18 protein-coding genes and 2 pseudogenes are annotated in these 21338 nt (G+C 69.9%); 5 read left to right on the top strand and 15 right to left on the bottom strand.

The window, feature by feature from the left end; all coding sequences use genetic code 11:
- The first annotated feature begins 45 nt into the window (after positions 1–45).
- Positions 46–639, top strand: a complete 594-nt coding sequence (locus OG611_RS04145) for a TetR/AcrR family transcriptional regulator (RefSeq protein ID WP_266415615.1) — start codon at positions 46–48, stop codon at positions 637–639.
- Positions 640–701: 62 nt separating this feature from the next.
- Positions 702–1148 (top strand): hypothetical protein, encoded by a 447-nt coding sequence (locus OG611_RS04140; protein ID WP_266415613.1) that lies wholly within the window; start codon positions 702–704, stop codon positions 1146–1148.
- Positions 1149–1337: 189 nt separating this feature from the next.
- On the opposite strand, the gene OG611_RS04135 is transcribed toward OG611_RS04140, so the two are convergent.
- Positions 1338–2144, bottom strand: a complete 807-nt coding sequence (locus tag OG611_RS04135; protein WP_266415611.1) for an HAD family hydrolase — start codon at positions 2142–2144, stop codon at positions 1338–1340.
- Positions 2145–2497: 353 nt separating this feature from the next.
- Between OG611_RS04135 and OG611_RS04130 the strand changes: the two genes are divergently transcribed.
- A complete protein-coding gene (locus OG611_RS04130; protein ID WP_266415608.1) occupies positions 2498–3409 on the top strand; it encodes a nitroreductase/quinone reductase family protein in 912 nt (303 codons plus the stop codon).
- A gap of 88 nt (positions 3410–3497) precedes the next feature.
- Complete coding sequence (locus OG611_RS04125; RefSeq protein WP_266425500.1) at positions 3498–3887, top strand: VOC family protein; 390 nt, start codon at positions 3498–3500, stop codon at positions 3885–3887.
- 43 nt (positions 3888–3930) lie between these two features.
- Here OG611_RS04125 and OG611_RS04120 read toward each other — a convergent pair whose 3' ends face one another.
- From OG611_RS04120 to OG611_RS04075, 11 genes and pseudogenes are all read right to left on the bottom strand, one after another.
- On the bottom strand, positions 3931–4785 hold the full coding sequence (locus tag OG611_RS04120) for an urease accessory protein UreD (RefSeq protein WP_266415606.1): 855 nt from the start codon (positions 4783–4785) through the stop codon (positions 3931–3933).
- Positions 4782–5477, bottom strand: coding sequence for an urease accessory protein UreG (gene ureG, locus OG611_RS04115; protein ID WP_266415604.1), 696 nt, complete (start codon positions 5475–5477; stop codon positions 4782–4784). The genes OG611_RS04120 and ureG overlap by 4 nt, the downstream gene beginning before the upstream one ends.
- A 26-nt stretch (positions 5478–5503) precedes the next feature.
- Positions 5504–6178 carry an urease accessory protein UreF gene (locus tag OG611_RS04110; RefSeq protein WP_266415601.1) on the bottom strand — a complete coding sequence of 225 codons (675 nt, stop codon included), beginning with the start codon at positions 6176–6178 and terminating at the stop codon, positions 5504–5506.
- Positions 6179–6290: 112 nt separating this feature from the next.
- Positions 6291–8258, bottom strand: a complete 1968-nt coding sequence (locus OG611_RS04105; RefSeq protein ID WP_266425498.1) for an urease subunit alpha — start codon at positions 8256–8258, stop codon at positions 6291–6293.
- Positions 8259–8326: 68 nt separating this feature from the next.
- Positions 8327–8638: pseudogene (locus OG611_RS40595) on the bottom strand (urease subunit beta); the annotation flags it as partial.
- 198 nt (positions 8639–8836) lie between these two features.
- Positions 8837–9130, bottom strand: a pseudogene (locus OG611_RS40590) (urease subunit gamma); the annotation flags it as partial.
- 517 nt (positions 9131–9647) lie between these two features.
- Positions 9648–10439, bottom strand: coding sequence for a DUF2785 domain-containing protein (locus OG611_RS04095; RefSeq protein WP_266415596.1), 792 nt, complete (start codon positions 10437–10439; stop codon positions 9648–9650).
- 396 nt (positions 10440–10835) lie between these two features.
- Complete coding sequence (locus tag OG611_RS04090; RefSeq protein WP_266415593.1) at positions 10836–11624, bottom strand: DUF5707 domain-containing protein; 789 nt, start codon at positions 11622–11624, stop codon at positions 10836–10838.
- Positions 11625–11961: 337 nt separating this feature from the next.
- Positions 11962–13533, bottom strand: coding sequence for an FAD-dependent monooxygenase (locus OG611_RS04085; RefSeq protein WP_266415590.1), 1572 nt, complete (start codon positions 13531–13533; stop codon positions 11962–11964).
- 72 nt (positions 13534–13605) lie between these two features.
- On the bottom strand, positions 13606–14583 hold the full coding sequence (rarD, locus tag OG611_RS04080; RefSeq protein ID WP_266415588.1) for an EamA family transporter RarD: 978 nt from the start codon (positions 14581–14583) through the stop codon (positions 13606–13608).
- A gap of 118 nt (positions 14584–14701) precedes the next feature.
- Positions 14702–15562, bottom strand: a complete 861-nt coding sequence (locus tag OG611_RS04075) for an SDR family oxidoreductase (protein ID WP_266415586.1) — start codon at positions 15560–15562, stop codon at positions 14702–14704.
- Between the two features lie 170 nt (positions 15563–15732).
- Between OG611_RS04075 and OG611_RS04070 the strand changes: the two genes are divergently transcribed.
- Entirely contained in the window at positions 15733–16092 is a 360-nt protein-coding gene (locus tag OG611_RS04070) for a helix-turn-helix domain-containing protein (RefSeq protein ID WP_266425497.1), read from the top strand.
- A 27-nt stretch (positions 16093–16119) separates the two neighbouring features.
- On the opposite strand, the gene OG611_RS04065 is transcribed toward OG611_RS04070, so the two are convergent.
- The 3 genes from OG611_RS04065 to OG611_RS04055 form a co-directional block, all read right to left on the bottom strand.
- Entirely contained in the window at positions 16120–18075 is a 1956-nt protein-coding gene (locus tag OG611_RS04065) for an APC family permease (RefSeq protein ID WP_266415585.1), read from the bottom strand.
- Between the two features lie 136 nt (positions 18076–18211).
- A complete protein-coding gene (locus OG611_RS04060; protein ID WP_266415584.1) occupies positions 18212–19270 on the bottom strand; it encodes a 2-oxoacid:ferredoxin oxidoreductase subunit beta in 1059 nt (352 codons plus the stop codon).
- Positions 19263–21218: a 2-oxoacid:acceptor oxidoreductase subunit alpha gene (locus OG611_RS04055; protein WP_266415583.1), complete on the bottom strand. Its 1956-nt coding sequence runs from the start codon at positions 21216–21218 to the stop codon at positions 19263–19265. The genes OG611_RS04060 and OG611_RS04055 overlap by 8 nt, the downstream gene beginning before the upstream one ends.
- Positions 21219–21338 lie beyond the last annotated feature (120 nt).

Here is a 21338-nt window from a genome sequence, read left to right as displayed (position 1 = left end):
CACGCTGTCAACAAGGGGCGGTTCGAACACGCTTATGCTCACCGAATGATCACATCGCCGAGTTCGCAGCGTCGCAGCGAGAGATCACGAAGGGCGACCCTGGAGGCCGCTCTCGAACTGTGCACGGAGAAGGGGTACGGCCGCGTCACCGTCGAGGCCATCGCGGCCAGAGCGGGTGTCAGCAAGAAGACGATCTACCGCTGGTGGCCGTCAAAGAGTGCGGTGATCCTGGAGGCCTTCACCGACGCGCTGGTCGGCACGACGCCGTTCGCCGACACCGGCGACATCGCCGCCGATCTGCGGGCCAATCTGATGGGCGGGGTGAAGCTCATCTCCACGCCGCCCTTCGGCCCCGCGTACGCCGGGATCCTCTCCGAGATGCACCACGACGACGCACTCGCGCAGACCGTCCGGGCGAAGCTGGTCGACCCCCGCTTCGATGAGGCGGTCGCCCGCCTGCGCCGAGCCCAGGAACAGGGGCAGATCCCGCCGGACGCCGATCTTCCGCTGGCCGTGGAGATGCTGTACGGCCCGATGTACTACCGCCACGTCCTGCGCAAACCGATACAGGACGAGGAGGAGATCGCGGCACTGGTCGCCCATGTGCTGCGGGCGATCGGGGTGCCGCCGGAGCCGTGAGGGCCGGGCGGGACGTATTGGGTCCGGGCCGACTGTCGGACGGGCGTGCGAGCATGCGGCGCATGGGAAACCTGTACGACTACTTCAGCGCACCGGACGACCCGACGGCCCTGGCGACCTTCGACCAGGGTGTCGAGGCGGCCGGTCTCCCCCTGCTCCCGGTCAAGGGCATCGACCCGTACGTGCAGTTGGGCCAGGCCGAGAGCCTGCTCACCGACACGCCGTACGACGACGTCACGTCGCTGCCGCGCTTCAACCGGCTGCTCAGCTCCCCCGAGGACGACTCCCGCTGGCTGGTCACGCTCACGGACGAGCTGCGCGACGCGTTGGCGGCCGCGGGGCCCGGCGGGTTCATGGCGGTGGCCGAGGCCTGGTCGCACATCGAGGAGTTCGGAGGCGAAGCCCTGCCCGGCGACCTGGCCGACTTCCTGAACGAGCTGGCGGACCTGGCCGAGGAGGCGCGGGCCCGCCCCGAGCCGCACCGGCTCTACTGCCTCATGTCGCTCTGACACCCCGCCGGCCGGTACGGACGACTCAGAGCCTGTCGGGTGACCTCCGACCGGGCGGCCACGCCCTGGCACGCACGCTTCCCGCGTTGTCGTCGGTCGCCAACGCTCCGCGTCGACTCCCTCCTCCGCCTTGGAATCGCACGCACCAGACCGCGTCCGCTATCCGATCCGAGGTCACCCGACAGGCTCTCAGCCGAACACCCGCTCCAGCACCTCCGCGACGCCGTCGCCCTCGTTCGACGACGTCACCTCGTCCGCCGCGTCCCGCAGCTGCGGATGGGCGTTGGCCATGGCCACGCCGTACCCGGCCGTGCGGAACATCGGCAGATCGTTGGGCATGTCCCCGAAGGCGATCGTGGAGTCGGCGGCCACGCCGAGGTATTCGGCGGCCAGCGCGAGCCCGGTCCCCTTGTCGACGCCGTACGGCTGGAGCTCGACCGTGCCGGGGCCGGAGAGCGTGACGGTGGCGAGATCACCGACGGCATCACGGGCCGCCTCGGCCAGCGCGTCGTCCGTGAGCTCCGGGTGCCGGATGAGCACCTTGACGACCGGCGCCGACCACAGCTCGTGGCGGTGCCGGGTCCGTTGGGCGGGCAGGGTCGGATGGGGCATCGCATACCCCGGCTCGATCAGGGTCCGCCCCTCGGGTCCGTCCTGGTCCACGGCCGCGAAGACCGGCCCCACCTGGGCCTCGATCTTGCCGAGCGCGGTGTCGGCCGCCTCCCGGTCCAGGGTGAGCGCACGCACCAGCCGCCCGGACCCGGCATCGTACAACTGGGTCCCCTGACCGCACACCGCCGGTCCCCGGTAGCCCAGTTCGGCGAACAGTCCGCGTATCCCGGGCACGGGGCGCCCGGTGACCACGAGATGCCGGGCCCCGGCGCGGGCGGCCAGGGCGAGCGCGGCGCGGGTGCGAGGACTCACGGTGTCGTCGCGGCGCAGCAGGGTGCCGTCCAGGTCGGTGGCGACGAGGGCGTATGCGGGTGGGATGGGCATGGCACAAGACTAGGATCTTTCGTTTGGGTCAGGCCGGGCTGACCCAAACGAAAGACCCTAGGAGGGTCCGGAGCGCGGACGGGCGCGCGTTGACAGGCCCCCGTAGGGGTGCGTGTAATGAACCCGGTGTCGCGTGACGCCGGCCAAAGAGCAGTGGGCCGGCCGGTGCTCGGGCGAACACCCTTCACCGAGGGGCCCGTCATGAGTTCATACTCCGCGCCCTGTATCTGACGCACCCGCACCCGGCGCAGCGGCGACCGCTGGTCGCACTCTTCCCTTCCGCATGTCCCGGCACCGTGCACCGTCATGGGCCGCGCATCGCGATCACCCGTTCCCACGGAGACACAGAACGTATGCCCACACCTTTCAACCAATCCGTCATCGAGGAGTTCCGCGCCAACGGCGGTAAGGTCGGCGGTCCCTTCGAAGGCGGGGACCTGCTCCTGCTGACCACCACCGGCGCGAGGTCGGGGAAGGAGACCACCACCCCCCTCGGCCACGTCCGCCACGGTGACGCGCTGCTGGTCATCGGCTCCAACCTCGGCGCCCCGCACCACCCCGACTGGTACCACAACCTGCTCGCCCACCCCGTGGTCCGGGTGGATCTCGGCACCCGTACGTTCCAGGCCCTCGCGGTCCCCGCGGAGGGGGCGCGGCGCGAGGAACTGTTCGGTCACGCGGTGAAGGCCGCGCCCGGTTACGCCGACTACCAGGCCCGGACCACCCGACTCCTCCCGGTCGTGGTGCTGGAACGAGCCGAGCCCGACGGCTGGGAGGCCCCGCGCGAGGTCAGCACCCTCGCCGACAAGGTGATGGAGGTCCACACCTGGCTGCGGGGCCAGTTGCGCCAGGTGAAGGCGGAGGTGGACGCCCACTTCGCCGCACGGGCCGCCCACCGGGGCCCCGGCGCGCCACCGGTTCCCGGCCTCGGGTTGCAGATCAGACAGCGCTGCCTGGCGTTCTGCCAGGCGCTGGAGTTCCACCACACCAGCGAGGACGCCCACCTGTTCCCCGGCATCGCCCGCTACCACCCGCACCTGACGGACACCTTCGCCCGGCTCGCCGACGAACACCGCACGGTCGCCCGCATCCAGGGCGAGCTGGCGGCCCTGCTGGCGGACATCGGCATCGCCGAACCCGAGCGCTTCCGCGCCGAATTGGACAGGATGTCCACGGAACTGAACGCGCACCTCGACTACGAGGAGGAGCAGATCGTGCCCTTGCTGGCCGGGGTCCCGTGGCCTCCGGCTCCTCCGGCCCCGTGAATCGAATGCATCGAAGCGAAGAGACCGAACCGAACCGACCGAACCGAACCGCTTCCGAGCGGTGAAAGGCTGTGCCGTGCGAGTGAGAGTGAGAGTCAAGGACTTCGACCACCTGGTGCTCAACGTGCAGGACGTCGAACGTTCCCTGGAGTTCTACTGCGGGCCCCTCGGCCTGGAGCCGATCAAGGTGGACGAGTGGCGGGCGGGGACGTTCCCGTTCCCGTCGGTGCGGGTCAGCCCGACGATGATCATCGATCTGCTGGGCCGACCGCGCCATGAGTCGAACGTCGACCACATCTGCCTGGTCGTCGAGCCGCTGGACTGGCAGGAGGTGATCGACGCGGGCACCTTCACCGTGCTGGAGGGCCCGGTCTCCCGCTCCGGCGCCCGGGGCGAGGCGCAGTCGGTGTACGTCCAGGACCCGGACGGCAACACCGTCGAGTTGCGCTGGTATCCGCAGGACGTGGTGGGGGACTGACCGGCCGGGCGGGGCGGGAACGGCGGGACCCGAGCCCTCTGCACTACTCGCCGAGGGCGTGCCTGAGCGCTTCGTCGAGCAGTTCCCGCAGAGCCGAGGAGGACGGGGCGACAGCGGTGGCAAGCAGTGCCGGGCCGCCGGCCAGAGGCGCGAGAACCGCACAGCCGTCCTTGATTCCTTCGCGGAGCAGGACGGGGGCACGGCTGACGTCCAGCTCCGGGTTCACGACGAGGAGTTGGCCGACGGCGCGGTGTCCGCCCAGGACCGAGGGGCCGTCCCACCCGGGCGCCGGGTCCCCGTAGGCGGTGCGTTGGTCGAGCAGCAGGCGGCCGGCGTGGTGGACCCGGAGGCGGCTGACGAGGCGGCCCGGCTCCTCGTCGGCTCTGCCCAGGATCTGCTCCTCGCGCAGCAGTAGTCGCGAGGTCGCGGCAAGGCTGACGGTGCAGGTCTGGTGCAGATTGCTGCCGGCGGCGCTGATCAGCGGCTGTGGCAGCCAGCGCAGGCCGGCGTGCTCCCCAGCGGTCAGCCGTACGTCGTAGGTGGCCGGCGCGGTGGTGGGACCGCGGAGGGCGAGCGTGGCGGCGGCCGTGGTGACCTCCAGTTCGGCTCGGTCTTCGGCGGTGATGTCGAGGGCGAGTCGGTCGCCGCCGAGCGGGGCGCTCATCGCACCGATGATCCCCACCGTGGCAGCCCGTCCGCCGGTGCGCATGCGGCGTAGATGGAACGGGCCGTCACTGCGCAGCTGCGGGAGCGCGGTGACGCGTCCGTTGTACGTGGCACGGATGCGGGCGGTGGCATGCACACCGTCCGGGTGTCCGCAGGATGCCTCGGTGTCGGCGGCGGGGACGGCGGGATCGAGCGGGGTATCGGACTCAGCGAGTCGGGAGCCGGAGCTCATGCCGCCGCCTTCGCGCGCCACCGGGTGAGGTGCCCGGTGATCCAGTCGGCGATCTCGCGAATGCCGTCGTCGGAGGTGAGGCTGGTGAAGACGACCGGAAGGGCGCCGCGTTGCCGTTCGGCGTCGGCTGCCATGGTGGCGAGGTCGGCACCGACATGCGGAGCGAGGTCGGTCTTGTTGACGACGAGGAGGTCGGCGGTGGTGATGCCGGGTCCTCCCTTGCGGGGGATGTCGTCGCCGCTGGAGACGTCGATGACGAAGATCTGCACGTCGACAAGGCCCTTGGAGAAGGTGGCGGTGAGGTTGTCGCCACCGGACTCGACGAGCACCAGATCGAGGGGGTCGAGGGTCTCGTCGAAGTGCTCGACGGCCTCCAGGTTGGCGGAGATGTCGTCCCGGATCGCGGTGTGCGGGCAGGCTCCGGTCTCCACCGCGGTGATCCGCTCGGGCGGCAGCACGGCCTCGCGCAGCAGGAACTCGGCGTCCTCGCGGGTGTAGATGTCGTTGGTGACGACGGCGAGGGAGAGTTTGTCGCGCAGCGTGCGGCAGAGCGCGGCTACGCTGGCGGTCTTGCCGGAACCGACGGGACCGCCCAGGCCGACGCGGAAGGCGCGGAGGCTGCCGTCCGCGCGCAGCGGCTCGGCGCTGTAGGTGTGGCGGTGGGGCATGGTCACGGGGTGATCGAGGTGCATGGAAGCTCCAGGGGGCATGGGTAGGTTCAAGAGGCGAAGAGCCGCACGGTCCAGGCGGCGTGCTGTTCCGCGGTGATGTCCAGCAGCGGAGAGGACGCCGACGGCAGGGCGTCAAGACCTTCGGTCTCCACGCGGGCCGCCGCGCCGGCGGCGTTCGCAGCGACGGTGTCGACCTCCGTGCTCAGGCGTGCCAGCAGCCACGAGGCGGCGAGGGGATCGAGGCTGAGCAGGCGCACCGCTGCGGTGGCCGGGCCGCCGACGGCCTCGTACGCTGCGGCACAGGCGGCGTCCTCCGGGGTGAGCCCGGCGGCTCGGGCGGCGATGCCCTGGACAATGGGCTGATGGGCACCCTGGGGTCGCACGGCGGCCAGCCGGTCGAGTTCGGCGGACGGGAAGGTGGCGCGTGCCGCGCGCATCATCTGTCGGCCGAGCTTGCGGGCCACGGCGCGCAGCGCGGGGACGGGGGTGCGTGCGTCGGCGGCGTCGTCCAGCATCAGGGGGTCGCATCCGGCGGCGGCCGCGGCAGCCAGGCTGGCCGTGGTCAGACCGGTGGTGTGCAGGCGCCCGCGGCAGAAGGCTTCGAGGCTGTTGATGTCGTGTACGGCTTTGTGGGCGACCGCGGCTTCGACGCCGCCGGAGTGGGCGTACCCGCCGGCAGGGAAGCGGCCGTCGGCCAGCAGGAGCAGTGCGGCACGGCTCATGGGCGATCCGGCTGCCTTTCGCGAGGTCGGATGGCGCAGTGGTCCGGGCAGGCACGGGTGCCTGCCCGGACCACTGCTGCGGTGACGGCGTCGCCGTCCGGGCAGAGGCCGGTCAGAAGAGGAAGTACCGCTGAGCCATGGGGACTTCAGTGACATACGATCGCGGCACGGTCGCTCCGTTGAGTTCCGTGCGGGCGTCCCCCGTGGTCGCACCGCCGATGGTGACCTCGAAGCTGTTGTGGTCGACGTGGAGACTCTCCGGCACCGTGTCGTTCAGCTTCATGTCGGCCTTGGTGACGTCCCGGATGCTCGTCGAGATGTCCATGAACTTCTTGCCGAGGCCGAGCCCACCGGTCGTCATCTCGGTGACGTTCCCGCCGCTGTCCTGGACAGTGACGACTCGCGAGTTGAGCTCGTCGGCCACACCCGGTGCCACGAAGTTGTACGAGTTGCTCAGGGGGGAACGGCCGGTGGAGCCCCAGACCGGTCGCGGCAGGAAGGGCTGCGGTGTCGTGATCGATGCGTTGGCGTCGCCGACCTGCGCGTAGGCGAGCTGCCCGCCCTTGAGGACCATGTGCATCTTGACGCCGAAGAACTTCGGCTCCCAGAGCACCAGGTCGGCGAGCTTCCCGGTCTCCACGGAACCGACGTGACCGTCGATGCCGTGAGTGATCGCGGGGTTGATCGTGTACTTCGCGACGTAGCGGCGCGCCCGGTAGTTGTCGTTCGGGATCAGCCTCTCCGCGTTGTGGGAGTGGTCGGCGTCGTCCGCGATCGGGCGGACCTTCGCGTTGGCGAGGTCCTCCTGCAGAGGGCCGTATCGGGATTTCATGACGTGTGCGGTCTGCCAGGTGCGCATGACCATCTCGCCGATGCGTCCCATCGCCTGGGCGTCGGAGGACATCATCGAGATGGCGCCCATGTCGTGGAGGAGGTCCTCCGCGGCCATGGTGGACGGCCGGATGCGGGAGTCGGCGAAGGCCATGTCCGCCGGAATGTCCGGATTGAGGTGGTGGCAGACCACCATCATGTCGACGTGCTCCTTGACGGTGTTCACCGTCAGGGGGCGGGTCGGGTTGGTCGAAGCGGGCAGCACGTTCTTCTCTTTGACCAGTTCGATCATGTCCGGGGCGTGGCCACCGCCGGCGCCCTCGACGTGGAAGATGTGGACGGAACGCCTTCTGCCGTCTCTTGTGAAGGCGTCGCGGGTGCTGTCCAGGAAGCCGGATTCGTTCAGCGAGTCGGCATGCAGGGCCAGCTGGACCTGACGGCTTTCGCACACGTCCAGTGCCGCGTCGATCACGGCGGGCGTGGCTCCCCAGTCCTCGTGGACCTTGAACCCGATGACGCCTGCGTCGACCTGTTCGTTGAGGGCATCCGCGTTCACCGTGCTGCCCTTGCCGAGCAGGCCGATGTTGACCGGGTACGCGTCCAGGCCTTCGAAGACCCGGGTGATGTGCCACTTGCCCGGGGTCACGGTGGTGGCCGTGCTGCCCTCGGCGGGGCCGGTGCCGCCGCCGATGAGCGTGGTCACGCCCGAGGCGAGGGCCTCGTGGATCTGTTCCGGGCAGATGAAATGGACGTGGGTGTCCACACCTCCCGCGGTGAGGATCCGCCCGTTGCCGGAGATGACCTCGGTGCTCGGACCGACCACGAAGTTCGTCGGCTGCACCGTCTCCGGCAGCTTGTCACTCGGGGACGTACGGTCCGGCATCTCGAACTCGTCGTCCGGGATCGGGTCCATCGTCTCGGGGTTGTACGCCTTGCCGATCGCGACGATCGCACCGTCGCGGAGCCCGACATCGGCCTTGACGACACCCCACCAGTCGAGGATCAGCGCACCGGTGACGACCGTGTCCACGGGCGTGCGGCCTTCAGCGTCCCCGTCTCTGGGGATGTGGGACATTCCCATCGACTCCCGGATCACTTTTCCGCCACCGAAGATCATCTCGTTGCCGCTGTGCTTCGGACCGCCGCTCCAGTCCGCCTCGATCTCGATGGTCAGGGCGGTGTCGGCCAGACGGACGCGGTCCCTGGCGGTGGGCCCGTACAGAGCGGCGTAATCGGCCCGCTTCAGCACGTTGCTCGGCGCCGAGTTCTCCGGCGACCTCGCCGACCTGCTGCTGGGCGGGGTGGATTTGTTGTTGCTCACCGGTGCGCCACCTCACGCAGTCCCTTGACCTGCCGATCTCCCTGGATCTCCACCAGCTCGACGCAGCACTCGTCGCCCGGCTCGAAGCGCACGGACGTACCCGCGGCGATGTTCAGCCGCCGCATCCGCGCCGCCTCGCAGTCCCTGAGCTCCTGGGGCGACTCCTGTTCCGGACCGGAAGGGACCTCGACCCTGAGGACCTTCAGCCCCGGGTTGACGTCGGCGAAGTGATAGTGGGAACCGACCTGGACGGGGCGGTCCGACATGTTCTTCACCCTGATCCTCGTCCTGCCCTCACCCGGCAGCGTGGTGGCGTCCTCCTGCAGGGCTGCGTTGAACTCGATCGCCTTGTACCAGGACTCCGCGTCCCGGCACTTGTCACAGCACGACGGCGCATCGTTGCCACTGTCGCCGTCGCAGTCGACCGGGCAGCCCGGCTTGCGGGGCGGCCGGGGGTGCTCGACCTTGCCCGGGTGGACCTCGGGCTCCTCGGTTGCCTCGGGGAAGGGATCGTGGATGGTGACCAGCTTGGTGCCGTCCGGAAAAGTGGCCTCCACCTGAACGTTCTTGATCATCTCCGGAACGCCGTCCATCACTTCGTCCCGGCTCAGCAACTGCCGGCCCGAGTCCATGACGTCGCTGACTGTCCGGCCGGCCCGTGCCTGCTCGAAGACGTGCACCGTCAGCAGGGCCATCACCTCGGGGTAGTTGAGAAGCAGCCCGCTACTACGGCGCCGCTGCGCCACGTCGGCCGCCACATGGATCAGCAGGCGCTCCTGCTCATGCGGAGTCAAATGCACGATGAGCCATTTCTCTTGAACGGGCAGGGCCAGCGGCCGGGCCTGCGGAAGGACACGGAGCACGTCCTCGGGCGGCGCCAGTCGCTCACCGATCATGAGCGGCAGAGTTCATCGAGTAGGACACGCCACCTGATCGCGTACACGATCAGGTGAAATCGAGTCGGGCGGTGCGCAGTCTCTGGCCTTCCGGCTGTATAAGCCGAGGCTGCCGAAGCGTTCGGACGGTGCCGGACGTCCGGCTGCGTCCAGCACTGACCGGAAAGGTTCCGTCCCCTCGTCCGGGCCGCATGCCCCGGACGAGGGGACGGTCCCCTTCGCTGCATCAACACTGCTCGTTCACACGCTTGTTGGCGTCACCGGACGAGGAACTCGTTGCCTTCGGGTTCGGTGAGCACCGTCTGGGTGCCGCCCTGCTCCGCGTCCCACCGGTCTCCTTGACGAGGCGGTTGGTGCCCCCGTCGTGGTGGCCGAGAGCGTTCGCGACGACGGGGCGGGCAGTTCGAGGAGCTGCCGTCGGTCAGCGTCTGACGATCCGGTCGAGGACGGTGGCTATGCCGGACTTGACCGCGTCGCGGTGGTGGAGGGGTTCTGCGGGCAGTTCGCTGGTGGGGCGCACGCCCCGGTCGGCGAGGATGTAGAGCAGGCGAAGGGTGCGCAGGCAGTTGCTGATGTGAGCGGGCACCGGGGTGCTGATGCGGTCGGCCCCGAAGCGGTCGGCGATCGGATCCAGCCAGCCGACGGCGTCGCGTTCGCTCAGGTCGGTGCGGGTGAGGACCCGGGCGATCGCCCGCGCCAGGCGGTCGTCCTCCATCTGGTCGTAGACGTGGTCGGTGGGCGCCGTCAGTCGTGCGGCGGCGAGGTCCAGCATCCGCACCGGCGCCACCTCGGGGCGGCGACCGAAGCCGGCAAGCAGGTCCGCGCCGTGTGCCACCGCGTGAAGCCAGCCGAGCCTCTCGTCGTGGCCGCGCAGATCCTGCTCCGCCGGGTACCACTGCTCGAACGCGTCCACCCAGCCGGCCTTGAGGTCCCCCGCGACCACCAGCATGTCGAGCACGAGGGGTGCGAAGGTGCGTGCCTCGACCCGCGGGTCGGTGAACCGGGTGGCCATCTCGTCCCCCAGCTCCAGCCGCCGGGACGTCCCGATCGCCCCGCGGGCGATCCAGGTCGCGAGGACGGTGTAGGGCGCGCCGTCCCGGACCAGTGGATCGGGATCTGCCAGGGCACGGGACAGTTCGCGGACGAGGTCGTCCATGGGCTGGTCGGCGGGCACGGCACAGTCGGCGGCCTCGACACTCTTCCAGTCGGTCATGGCGGGCAGAATAGGTCCTTGCCGTTGCCGCACGCCTGCGAATTATGTCCAGGTATCCACCTCGATCCGTCAACTGCCCGACCAGAAACAGCAGTTCTGGCGTCCGTATCACCCTGCCGCCGAAGCCGGACCACTGGGCGGGATGCGAGGACGCGGTGGCAGACAGGGGTGGCGACGGAGGCGGACGTCCCCAGGGCCTGCTTTCGGATTGCTGCGGTACGGCTGGCGGTCTCGGGCAGGCGCCGAGATCGTCGATCAACTTGGCGAGCGCGAAGGGACGCAGAGGCTGACCGGGCCGCCGGCCGGGAAACAGCCGGGGCTCAAGAAGGCCCAGACCGAAGGGACTTCGGCCTGGGCCTTCTGCACTTGCTGGAGGATGGATGACCCTCCTGAGGGTTACTTCACGTCGACGTAGTCCGCCGCGGAGGCGACCGCCGGGGTGGTGGACGTGCCTGCGAAGGAGTAGCGGAAGTAGCCGTCCGCCGTGGCCTTCGTCGTTGTCCTCAGGTTGCCCTTGCTGTCCGTCGTGACGGTCTTGAGGGTCTTGTAGGTGCTGGTGCCCTTCTTCTTGAACTGGAGCTTCACCGGCTGCTTGGTGTAGCCCCCGTACTTGTAGGCCTCCCAGTTGGCGCGGGTCAGGGCGCCCGTGACGGTGATCGTCTTGTTCTTCTTCACCGGTTCCGGCGAGGCGTTGACCGTCAGCTTGGAGTTGCGCAGGACCTTCGCCTCGGCGGCGGAATCCTGGGTGATGTAGTCACCGTCGTTGGCCAGGGCGTGAGCGCTCACGGTCCAGGTCCCGGCCGTGGTGTTGTCCTGGGGGTGGATGCGCGGGTTGATTTTCAGCGTGTAGGTACAGGTGGTCGTGGTGGAGCTCCGGCGCACGCACTTGCCCGCGATGTTGTCGGGGATCACGAGACCGTAATAGTCGCCGTCCGGGAGGGGCGTGTGCCACATGACCGGGAAGGTGCTTCCGACCTCGATGCCCGAGTCGTCCGTGGCGGTCACCGCGATGGTGAACGTCTTCACATCCGTGGTCCCCAGGACGATGTCCTTCCCTCCGTTGACGACCACCTTCGTGATCCTGATGTCGCCCGAGAAGTCATCCGCCTGCGCGGCCCCCGGAATCGTGAGCGCGGACAGGGCGAGGGCCCCGGCGATGCCCGCCACGGTGGTGCGGTGATGCATGAAGGCGTTTCCCCCATGGTCCAGCGCCTCAGGGACGTCCCGAGGCGGAGCTGACAATGCCCACCCGGTACGCGGGTGGCACGAACATGACCATCAGGTCGCAGGAATAGTTGCCCATTGACCACAGGGCTGCCAGGACGAGCGCGGGGCTCAGGCCATCTTCCGGCGCCGGAGTGTTCCGGCCCCGGTCGGAACATCGGAACGAAAACCGGCGCTGAGCCCAGCGTCCGGATCACCCTCGGCTGGTCGTCGTCGTGGCCACCGTCGAGCTCCACGCCCCCGCCGGCCACCGACCCGGAGCCCGCGCAGCGCCCGCAGCCGCGGGGGCTCCCCGCCGTCAGGCCGTACTGCCCAGGCGGTCGAGGTAGTCCCCGACCGCCCCGCTCTCCGGGGCCGGGGCGATCAGGGCCACGTGGTTGTCGGGGCGGACCAGGACGAGGAGGCCGGTGCCGGGCCCGGCGCCGTACGCGGTGCGGGCGTGACCCGCGTCGTCGGTCAGGTCGTGCGGGGCTCCCGCGTCCACCCCGTACGCCCGCACCGCGTCGCCGTACGCCGCCTCCGTCACCCGCAGGGCCTCCGCCGTGTCCGGGCCGAAGCCCAGCAGGGTGAAGTGCGGGCCCGCGAACGCTTCGAACAGGCGGGTCGGCGCGCCCGTTCCGGCGTCGCGGCAGGGGGCGTCCGGGGCGCGGTCGCCCGCCCGCAGCCGGGAGGTGGAGCCGGTGGTGGAGAGCGAACTCCAGTGGTAGCCGAGGCCCAGGCCCGCCGTGTCCCCGGAGATCGCCGAGTCCAGGCCGCCGCCCGGCTGCCGGATCGCTTCGAGGGTCGCCCGCAGTCGCTCGGCGGTGATGTCCAGCGTCCAGGAGGCCACGGGCAGCCGCTCCTCCTCGTAGGTGTCCAGCAGCCCGGCGGCCGACCGGCCTTCGGCGACCCGGGCGAGCTTCCAGCCCAGGTTGAACGCGTCCTGGATGCCGGTGTTCATGCCCAGCCCGCCCGCGACGGAGTGCACATGCGCCGCGTCCCCGGCCAGGAGCACGCGGCCCACCCGGTAGCGGTCGGCCATGCGCTCGTTGACCCGGTACGTGGACAGCAGGGTCGCGTGCGACAGGCGGTCGCCCGGGAGTCCGGTGTGCTTGGCGAACAGGCGTTGGAAGCTTTCGAGGGACGGTGGCACAAGGGCTCCCGCCGTGTCCCGCTCCGGTCCCGCCTGGAACCACCAGCCCGTGCGCGTACCCGGGATCGGGCACAGCATCACGGCCCCGTCCTCGTCGAACCACTGGTGCCACAGACCGCGGTCGAGGCCGTCCACCTCCACGTCCCCGCAGACCATCGACTGCTCCTCGGCCGTCTTCCCCTCGAACGGGACGCCGAGCAGTTTGCGCACCGCGCTGTGGCCGCCGTCGCAGCCCACCACGTACCGCGCCTCGATGCTCCGGCCGTCGGCGAGGGCAACGGTCACGGACTCGGGCCCCTGCGACAGGCCGACCGCCTCGGAGCCGAGCTCGACGTGCACGCCGTACTCCGCGAGGCGGTCCCGCAGGATCTCCTCCAGCTGCCACTGGGCGATCAGCGCGCCCCGGTCGTACGGGACGTCCGGCGTCGGGTGCGAGGACTCGAACGGGTCGGCGTCGGCGACCGGCAGACCGTCGCGGTACTTGCGCATGGTCAGCGGCGCCGATCCCACGGCCAGGACCCGGTCGACGACGCCCAGGTCCTCCAGCACTTCCAGGGAACGGGGGTTGGGGCCCTTGGCCCGTGAGCTGCGCGGGAATTCGGGGGACTTGTCGATGATCCGTACGCCGACGGAGCGCCGTGCCAGATCGCAGGCGAGGGTCAGGCCGGTCGGGCCCGAACCGACGATCAGTACGGGGTCGGGGTCGGGGGTGGCGGCGGTGGGTGCGGTTGCGGGCATGAAGGCTCCTCGGTCACGGTCCATGGACATCCAGGAAAACGTAACCGAGTTAAAAAAGCAACCAAGTAACGACTACAGCTTTATCTGTGGAGCGGGCTCGTCGGCCGGTGGGTTCGGCCGCGACGCCTGCTGTGCGGCCTGCCGTGCCTCGCGCACCTGGGCCCTCGTCCGCCGTGCCGTGCGGAACGCGTCCCAGGTCAGCAGGGTGAGCGCCAGCCACACCAGGGCGAACCCGGCCCACCGCTCCGCCGGCATCTCCTCGTGGAAGTAGAGGATGCCGAGGACGAACTGGAAGACCGGTGCCAGGTACTGCAACAGGCCCAGCGTGGAGAGCGGCACCCGGATCGCCGCCGCGCCGAACAGGATGAGCGGGACGGCCGTGACGAGGCCTGCCGAGGCCAGCAGTGCCGCGTGGCCCGCGCCGCCGGAGGCGAAGGTCGACTCGCCCCGGGCGCCCAGCCACAGCAGATAGCCGAGCGCGGGCACGAACATCACGGCGGTCTCGGCGGTGAGCGACTCCAGGCCGCCCATGTTGACCTTCTTCTTCATCAGTCCGTACGTCGCGAAGGAGAACGCCAGGGTCAGCGAGATCCACGGCGGCCGCCCGTAACCGATCGCCAGGACCAGCACCGCCGCGAAACCGGTGCCGACCGCCACCCACTGCACGGGGCGCAGCCGTTCGCCGAGGAGCAGGACGCCCATGGCGATGGTGACCAGCGGATTGATGAAGTAGCCGAGCGACGCCTCGACGACATGGCCGTTGTTCACGGACCAGATGTACAGGCCCCAGTTGACCGTGATCGTGGCCGCGGCCACCGAGATCAGACCGAGCTTCCTCGGCTGCCGTATCAGCTCGCCGATCCAGGACCAGCGGCGCAGCGCCAGCAGCGCGATGGCGACGAACCCGAGGGACCAGGCCATGCGGTGGGCGAGGATCTCGATGGCGCCGGCCGGCTTCAGCAGCGGCCAGAAGAGCGGGACGAGCCCCCACAGGCCGTAGGCGCCGATGCCGGACAGGAGTCCCGCCCGCTCTTCGTTGATCCCCTTCACGGGCCCTCCAGGCGTGTCTGCGTCAACTGCACGACGGTAGCGCCGAGAAGGGCCCCGTGTCATGGCCGTATCGCAATACGGTCATGACACGGGGCCCCTGAGGTGTGAGGGAGTGGTGTTACGCCGCTGCCACCGCGGCGGCCACCGTCTCGGCGAGCGGCGTCGTCGGGCGGCCGATCAACCGGGCCAGGTCGCCGCTCGTGGCGGCGAGCAGGCCGCGCCCGATCGCCTCGTCGACGTCGACGAGGATCGCCGCGAAGCCCTCGGGCAGGCCGGCGCCGACCAGGATCTCCTGGTGCGCGGCGGCCGGGACGTTCTTGTACGCGATCTCCTTGCCGGTGGCGGCGGCGACCGCGGCCGCGTACTCCGCGAACGACCAGGCGACGTCGCCGCTCAGCTCGTAGACCGCGCCGATGTGGCCCTCGCCGGTCAGCACGGCGGCGGCCGCGGCGGCGTAGTCGGCGCGGGTGGCGGAGGCGACCCGGCCGTCGCCCGCGTTGGCGACGACGGCGCCGTGCTCCAGGACCGGGGCGAGGTTCGCCGTGTAGTTCTCGGTGTACCAGCCGTTGCGCAGGAAGGTGTGGGGCAGCCCGGAGTCGAGGATCAGCTGCTCGGTGACCTTGTGCTCGTCGGCCAGCTGGAAGTCGGCGTCGGGGCCGCCCAGTACGCCGGTGTACGCGAGCTGGGCGACGCCCGCCGCCTTGGCCGCGTCGATGACCGCGGTGTGCTGCGGCACGCGCCTGCCGACCTCGCTGCCGGAGATGAGCAGGACCCGGTCGCCGGCCCGGAAGACGTCCTTGAGGGACTCCGGCCGGTCGTAGTCCGCGACGCGCAGCTCGATGCCCCGGGCGGCGAGCGGAGCGGCCTTCTCCGCGTTGCGCACGACGGCGGCGATCTCGCTCGCGGGCACGGTGGCCAGCAGCTCCTCGACGACGAGACGGCCGAGCTCTCCGGTGGCTCCGGTGACGACGATGCTCATGGGGTTTCTCCTCCTGGGTGGCACTTGTGACGCTTGTGGTGCTTGTCCGTGTTCGGGCTCGTGCTACTCACTGTAGGGGGTGCACTAACCAATCGAAAGTACCCACTTTGAAGTAAGGTACTGGTGTGAGCGTGAGTGAACCGGGCGCGCGGCCCGACGTGAACCGGCCGATGTGCCCCTCCCGACTGGTGCTCGAACATGTCACCAGCCGATGGGGCGTCCTGGTCCTCGCCGCCCTGCTGGAGCGCTCGTACCGCTTCAGCGAGCTGCGCCGCGAGGTGGGTGGCGTCAGCGAGAAGATGCTGGCCCAGACCCTCCAGACGCTGGAGCGTGACGGCTTCGTGCACCGGGACGCGAAGCCGGTGATCCCGCCGAGGGTCGACTACACGCTCACCGACCTGGGCCGGGAGGCGGCCGAACAGGTGTGGGCGCTGGCCCGCTGGACCGAACGCCGCCTGGACGCGGTGCGGGCGGCGCGCGAGACGTACGACGAACGGAAGGCGCACGCCCCGCAGGGCAAGTCCGGCTGAGGCACACGCCCCGCAGGGCCCGCACGGTCACTCCGGCTGAGGCGCCTGTCCCTCCTCCAGTGTGCGCAGCGCGTGGGACACGTCGAACGGCAGGATCGTCACCGCCACGTGCGGCAGCTGCCCCAGCGCCTTCGCCATCTGCTCGCCCGTGCCCCGGTGCAGCAGCTTCCCGAGCGCATTGGTGTACATCCGCCGCGGCACCAGCACCGTCAGCGAGGTTCGGCCGTCCTCCGTGGTGCGGGTGGCGAGCTCCTTCATCGCGTGGCGCAGCCGCCGGTCCGGGCACTCCACCAGTTCCAGGGAGACGGACGTGGCGGCCGTCGACTCCCATTGGGCGGCCAGCCGTCTGCCGTGCGCCTCGTCGATCGCGAAGTGCACGGCCCGGATCTCGTCCGGGTGCAGTTCGTGCGCGTACCGCAGTGCCTTGATCGTCGCCAGGTCCAGCGTCTCGACGAGGACGAAGACCAGATGGCGCAGGCCCCGGGGCCGGTCGGCCCCCGGCGGCTGGAGGCTCTGGAGCGCCGCGGCCTCGCGCCGGTACTCGCGGTTGATCCGCATCAGCGCCCACACACCGAGCGGGAAGACCACCACGACCAGCCAGGCGCCCTCGGTGAACTTGGTGACCGCGAAGATCAGCACGACGGCGGCCGAGATGATCGCGGCGAGCCCGTTGACCGTGATCTTGAGCCGGCGGAACCGCTCCCGGCGCCGCAGGTGGTACGCGGTGAGACCGGCCCCGGCCATGGTGAAGGCGGTGAACACGCCGATCGCGTACAGCGCCACCAGCTTGTCCACGCTGGCCCCGGTGGCGAGCAGCAGTGCCAGCGAGACGACGGTCAGCGAGATGATGCCGTTGGAGAACGCGAGCCGGTGCCCGCGCCGGGTCAGCAGCCGCGGCAGGAACCGGTCCTCGGCCACGAAGCTGGCGAGGAACGGGAAGCCGGTGAACGGTGTGTTGGCGCCGGTGTAGAGGACCAGTGCGGTCGCCAGCTGTACGAAGACCAGCCCGGCCGTCCCGATGGGCCCGCCGCCGAAGGCGAGATGGGCCTCCTGCGCGATGACGGTCGGTGTGCCGTCGGTGTAGGGGACGGCGTGGGTGAAGTGCGCCAGCGTGGAGACGCCGAGGACCAGGACACCGAGCACACAGCTCATGGTGATCAGGGTGCGGCGGGCGTTGCGGCCCTGCGGTTCGCGGAACGCGGAGATGCCGTTGGAGATCGCTTCGAGCCCGGTGAGGGACGAGCCGCCGTTGGCGAACGAACGCAGCACGATGAAGAGCGAGGCGCCGTAGAGCCAGCCGTTGCCCTGGGTGCCGAGCGGTACGACCCCGGCGGCGTGCAGATCGGCGCGCGGCAGCTCGCCCGTGAGCCCGCGCACCGCGGCGACGACGAGGACGAGACCGACGGCGGCCATGAAGAGATAGGCGGGCAGTGCGAAGGCCCGGCCCGCCTCGCGGATCCCGCGCAGATTCCCGTACGCGAGCAGCGCGATGACGCCGACGGAGACCGGGAGCTGGAGGTGGTCGAGGCCGGTGAAGTCGCCGCCGGCCAGATGGGCGAGCGAGATCAGGGCGTTGGTGCCCGCCGAGACCTGGACGGCGACGGTGACGATGTAGTCGACGAGCAGTGCCACGGCGGCGATCTGCGCGACGTTGGGCCCGAAGTTCTCCCGTGCGACGACATAGGACCCGCCGGCCCGGGTGTAGATCATGACGACATCGCTGTAACAGAGCGTCAGGAGCAGCAGTACCAGCAGGATCGCGCCGGTCACCGGCATCAGAAGAGTGAAGGCGGCGGCTCCGACGACGGGTACGAGAACCCGGAGCATCTCCTCGGAGCCGTACGCGGACGAACTGATGCAGTCGGAGGCGAGCACCCCGAGCGCCGTCCGGTTGTTCAGCTTCTCCTCGCTGATGCGCTCGGTGGTGAGTGGCTTGCCGAGCAGACGCCGCTTGATGCGGTACACGGGACGGTCGAGGCTCATGGCCACATCGTGCGCGGTGGCCGGCCGCACCCCCGGTACGCAATCGCCGGACGGGCCGAAATTCAGCCCGTCCGGCGACGGCATGATCCAAACGAGATCCGGACGACACGATCCAACGAGATCCGGACGGGAGGAACTAGCCGACGACGGTCCAGTTGTCGTTGCCGGCGAGGAGGGCGGCGAGGTCGCCCTTGCCGTGCTGTTCGACGGCGGTGTCGAGCTGGTCGGCCATGAGGGTGTCGTAGACGGGGCGGTCGATGTCGCGCAGGACGCCGATGGGGGTCTGGTGGAGGGTGTCGGGGTCGGCGAGGCGGGAGAGGGCGAAGGCGGTGGTCGGGGAGGCCGCGTGGGCGTCGTGGACCAGGATTTGCTGTTCGTTCTCCGGGGTGACGGTGACGACCTGGAGGTCGCCGGTGCCGGGGTCGCGGACGACGCCCTTGGTGTTGTCGGTGCCGAAGCGGATGGGCTGTCCGTGTTCGAGGCGGATGACGGCGTCCTGGGCGCGTTCCTTGTCCTTGAGGGCCTCGAACGCGCCGTCGTTGAAGATGTTGCAGTTCTGGTAGATCTCCACCAGCGCCGTGCCCGGGTGGTCGGCCGCCGCGCGCAGCACGCTCGTGAGGTGCTTGCGGTCGGAGTCGATGGTGCGGGCGACGAAGGATGCTTCCGCGCCGATGGCCAGGGAGACCGGGTTGAACGGGGCGTCCAGGGAGCCCATCGGGGTGGACTTGGTGATCTTGCCGACCTCGGAGGTGGGGGAGTACTGGCCCTTGGTGAGGCCGTAGATCCGGTTGTTGAACAGGAGGATCTTGAGGTTCACATTGCGGCGCAGGGCGTGGATGAGGTGGTTGCCGCCGATGGACAGGGCGTCGCCGTCGCCGGTGACGACCCAGACGGACAGGTCGCGGCGGGAGGAGGCGAGCCCGGTGGCGATGGCCGGGGCGCGGCCGTGGATGGAGTGCATCCCGTAGGTGTTCATGTAGTACGGGAAGCGGGAGGAGCAGCCGATGCCGGAGACGAAGACGATGTTCTCCTTCGCGAGGCCGAGCTCGGGCATGAAGCCCTGGACGGCCGCGAGGACGGCGTAGTCGCCACAGCCGGGGCACCAGCGGACTTCCTGGTCCGACTTGAAGTCCTTCATGGACTGCTCGGCCTCGGCCTTGGGCACCAGGTGCAGGAGCTGGTTGGCGTCAGGCATCGATGGCCTCCTTGAGTGCCGTCGCGAGCTGTTCGGCCTTGAACGGCATGCCGTTGACCTGGTTGTAGCTGTGGGCGTCGACGAGGTACTTGGCCCGGATGAGGGTGGCGAGCTGGCCGAGGTTCATCTCGGGGACGATGACCTTGTCGTAGCGCTTGAGGATGTCGCCGAGGTTGCCCGGGAAGGGGTTGAGGTTGCGCAGATGGGCCTGGGCGATGGGCTGTCCGGCCGCGCGGAGCCGGCGGACGGCGGCGGTGATGGGGCCGTAGGTGGAGCCCCAGCCCAGCACCAGGCTCCTGGCGTCGGAGGGGTCGTCGACCTGGAGGTCGGGGACCTCGATGTTGTCGATCTTGGCCTGGCGGGTGCGGACCATGAAGTCGTGGTTGGCCGGGTCGTAGGAGATGTTGCCGCTGCCGTCCTGCTTCTCGATGCCGCCGATGCGGTGTTCGAGACCGGGAGTGCCGGGCACCGCCCACGGCCGGGCCAGAGTGTGCGGGTCGCGCTTGTAGGGCCAGAACACCTCGGTGCCGTCGGCCAGTTCATGGTTGGGGCCGGTCGCGAACCGGACCCGCAGGTCGGGCAGCTCGTCCGTCTCGGGGATCTTCCACGGCTCGGAGCCGTTGGCGAGATACCCGTCGGAGAGCAGGAAGACGGGGGTGCGGTAGGTCAGGGCGATGCGGGCGGCGTCGAGCGCGGCGTCGAAGCAGTCGGCCGGGGTCCTGGGGGCCACGACCGGGACGGGGGCCTCGCCGTTGCGCCCGTACATCGCCTGGAGCAGGTCGGCCTGCTCGGTCTTGGTCGGCAGGCCGGTGGACGGGCCGCCGCGCTGGATGTCGATCACGATCAGCGGCAGTTCCAGGGAGACGGCGAGCCCGATCGTCTCCGACTTCAGCGCCACCCCGGGTCCGGAGGTGGTGGTCACGGCGAGGGATCCGCCGAACGCGGCCCCCAGCGCCGCCCCGATCCCCGCGATCTCGTCCTCCGCCTGGAAGGTCCGCACCCCGAAGTTCTTGTGCTTGCTCAGCTCGTGCAGGATGTCGGAGGCCGGAGTGATCGGGTACGAGCCCAGATACAGCGGCAGATCCGCCTGCCGGGACGCGGCGATCAGCCCGTACGACAGCGCCAGGTTCCCCGAGATGTTGCGGTACGTACCCGCCGGGAAGGCCTGCGAGGCGGGCGCCACCTCGTAGGAGACCGCGAAGTCCTCCGTGGTCTCCCCGAAATTCCATCCGGCCCTGAACGCCGCCACGTTCGCCTCCGCGATCTGCGGCTTCTTCGCGAACTTCGCCCGCAGGAACGCCTCGGTCCCCTCGGTCGGGCGGTGGTACATCCACGACAGCAGACCCAGCGCGAACATGTTCTTCGACCGCTCGGCCTCCTTGCGGGAGAGCCCGAACTCCTTCAGCGCCTCGATCGTGAGCGTCGTCAGCGGCACCGGATGCACGCTGTAGCCGTCCAGCGACCCGTCCTCCAGCGGATTGGTCGGGTAGCCGACCTTCGCCATCGGCCGCTTGGTGAACTCATCGGTGTTCACGATGATTTCCGCCCCGCGCGGCACATCGCCGATGTTCGCCTTCAGCGCGGCCGGATTCATCGCGACCAGGACGTTCGGCGCATCCCCCGGCGTGAGGATGTCGTGGTCCGCGAAATGCAGCTGGAACGAAGAAACCCCCGGCAGGGTCCCTGCGGGGGCGCGGATCTCGGCGGGAAAGTTCGGCAGCGTCGAAAGATCGTTCCCGAACGACGCGGTCTCCGAAGTGAAGCGGTCACCGGTGAGCTGCATACCGTCTCCGGAGTCACCCGCGAAGCGGATGATCACCCGATCGAGACGGCGGATCTCCTTCTCGCCGGCGCCCGCATGATCGGGGCGGGGGGCACGCTGTCCCCCGACGAGCGCCTCGCTGGCCTCATCGGCCTGTTCGGCTGGGCTACTGACCTGGCTGGTCACTGAACTGGACCTCCCTCGGGGCGGCGGCTCGGGTCCCGCCGGCCCGCCGACGGTCCCCATGCCCACCCTACGTCGGTAAGGGTCGCCTTCCCTGGACCGATCAAATGGTGGACTTCATTT

The sequence above is a fragment of the Streptomyces sp. NBC_01363 genome (genome assembly GCF_026340595.1).
Classification (GTDB): domain Bacteria; phylum Actinomycetota; class Actinomycetes; order Streptomycetales; family Streptomycetaceae; genus Streptomyces.
The sequence above is the reverse complement of the archived record's forward strand: the minus strand, read 5'-3'. Positions and strand labels throughout refer to the sequence as shown.

Bases quoted from the DNA above. Each gene is read 5' to 3' on its own strand.
- OG611_RS04145 (WP_266415615.1), top strand. From the start codon at position 46: ATGATCACATCGCCGAGTTCGCAGCGTCGCAGCGAGAGATCACGAAGG.
- OG611_RS04140 (WP_266415613.1), top strand. From the start codon at position 702: ATGGGAAACCTGTACGACTACTTCAGCGCACCGGACGACCCGACGGCC.
- OG611_RS04135 (WP_266415611.1), bottom strand. From the start codon at position 2,144: ATGCCCATCCCACCCGCATACGCCCTCGTCGCCACCGACCTGGACGGC.
- OG611_RS04130 (WP_266415608.1), top strand. From the start codon at position 2,498: ATGCCCACACCTTTCAACCAATCCGTCATCGAGGAGTTCCGCGCCAAC.
- OG611_RS04120 (WP_266415606.1), bottom strand. From the start codon at position 4,785: ATGAGCTCCGGCTCCCGACTCGCTGAGTCCGATACCCCGCTCGATCCC.
- ureG (WP_266415604.1), bottom strand. From the start codon at position 5,477: ATGCACCTCGATCACCCCGTGACCATGCCCCACCGCCACACCTACAGC.
- OG611_RS04110 (WP_266415601.1), bottom strand. From the start codon at position 6,178: ATGAGCCGTGCCGCACTGCTCCTGCTGGCCGACGGCCGCTTCCCTGCC.
- OG611_RS04095 (WP_266415596.1), bottom strand. From the start codon at position 10,439: ATGACCGACTGGAAGAGTGTCGAGGCCGCCGACTGTGCCGTGCCCGCC.
- OG611_RS04090 (WP_266415593.1), bottom strand. From the start codon at position 11,624: ATGCATCACCGCACCACCGTGGCGGGCATCGCCGGGGCCCTCGCCCTG.
- OG611_RS04085 (WP_266415590.1), bottom strand. From the start codon at position 13,533: ATGCCCGCAACCGCACCCACCGCCGCCACCCCCGACCCCGACCCCGTA.
- OG611_RS04075 (WP_266415586.1), bottom strand. From the start codon at position 15,562: ATGAGCATCGTCGTCACCGGAGCCACCGGAGAGCTCGGCCGTCTCGTC.
- OG611_RS04070 (WP_266425497.1), top strand. From the start codon at position 15,733: ATGTGCCCCTCCCGACTGGTGCTCGAACATGTCACCAGCCGATGGGGC.
- OG611_RS04065 (WP_266415585.1), bottom strand. From the start codon at position 18,075: ATGAGCCTCGACCGTCCCGTGTACCGCATCAAGCGGCGTCTGCTCGGC.
- OG611_RS04060 (WP_266415584.1), bottom strand. From the start codon at position 19,270: ATGCCTGACGCCAACCAGCTCCTGCACCTGGTGCCCAAGGCCGAGGCC.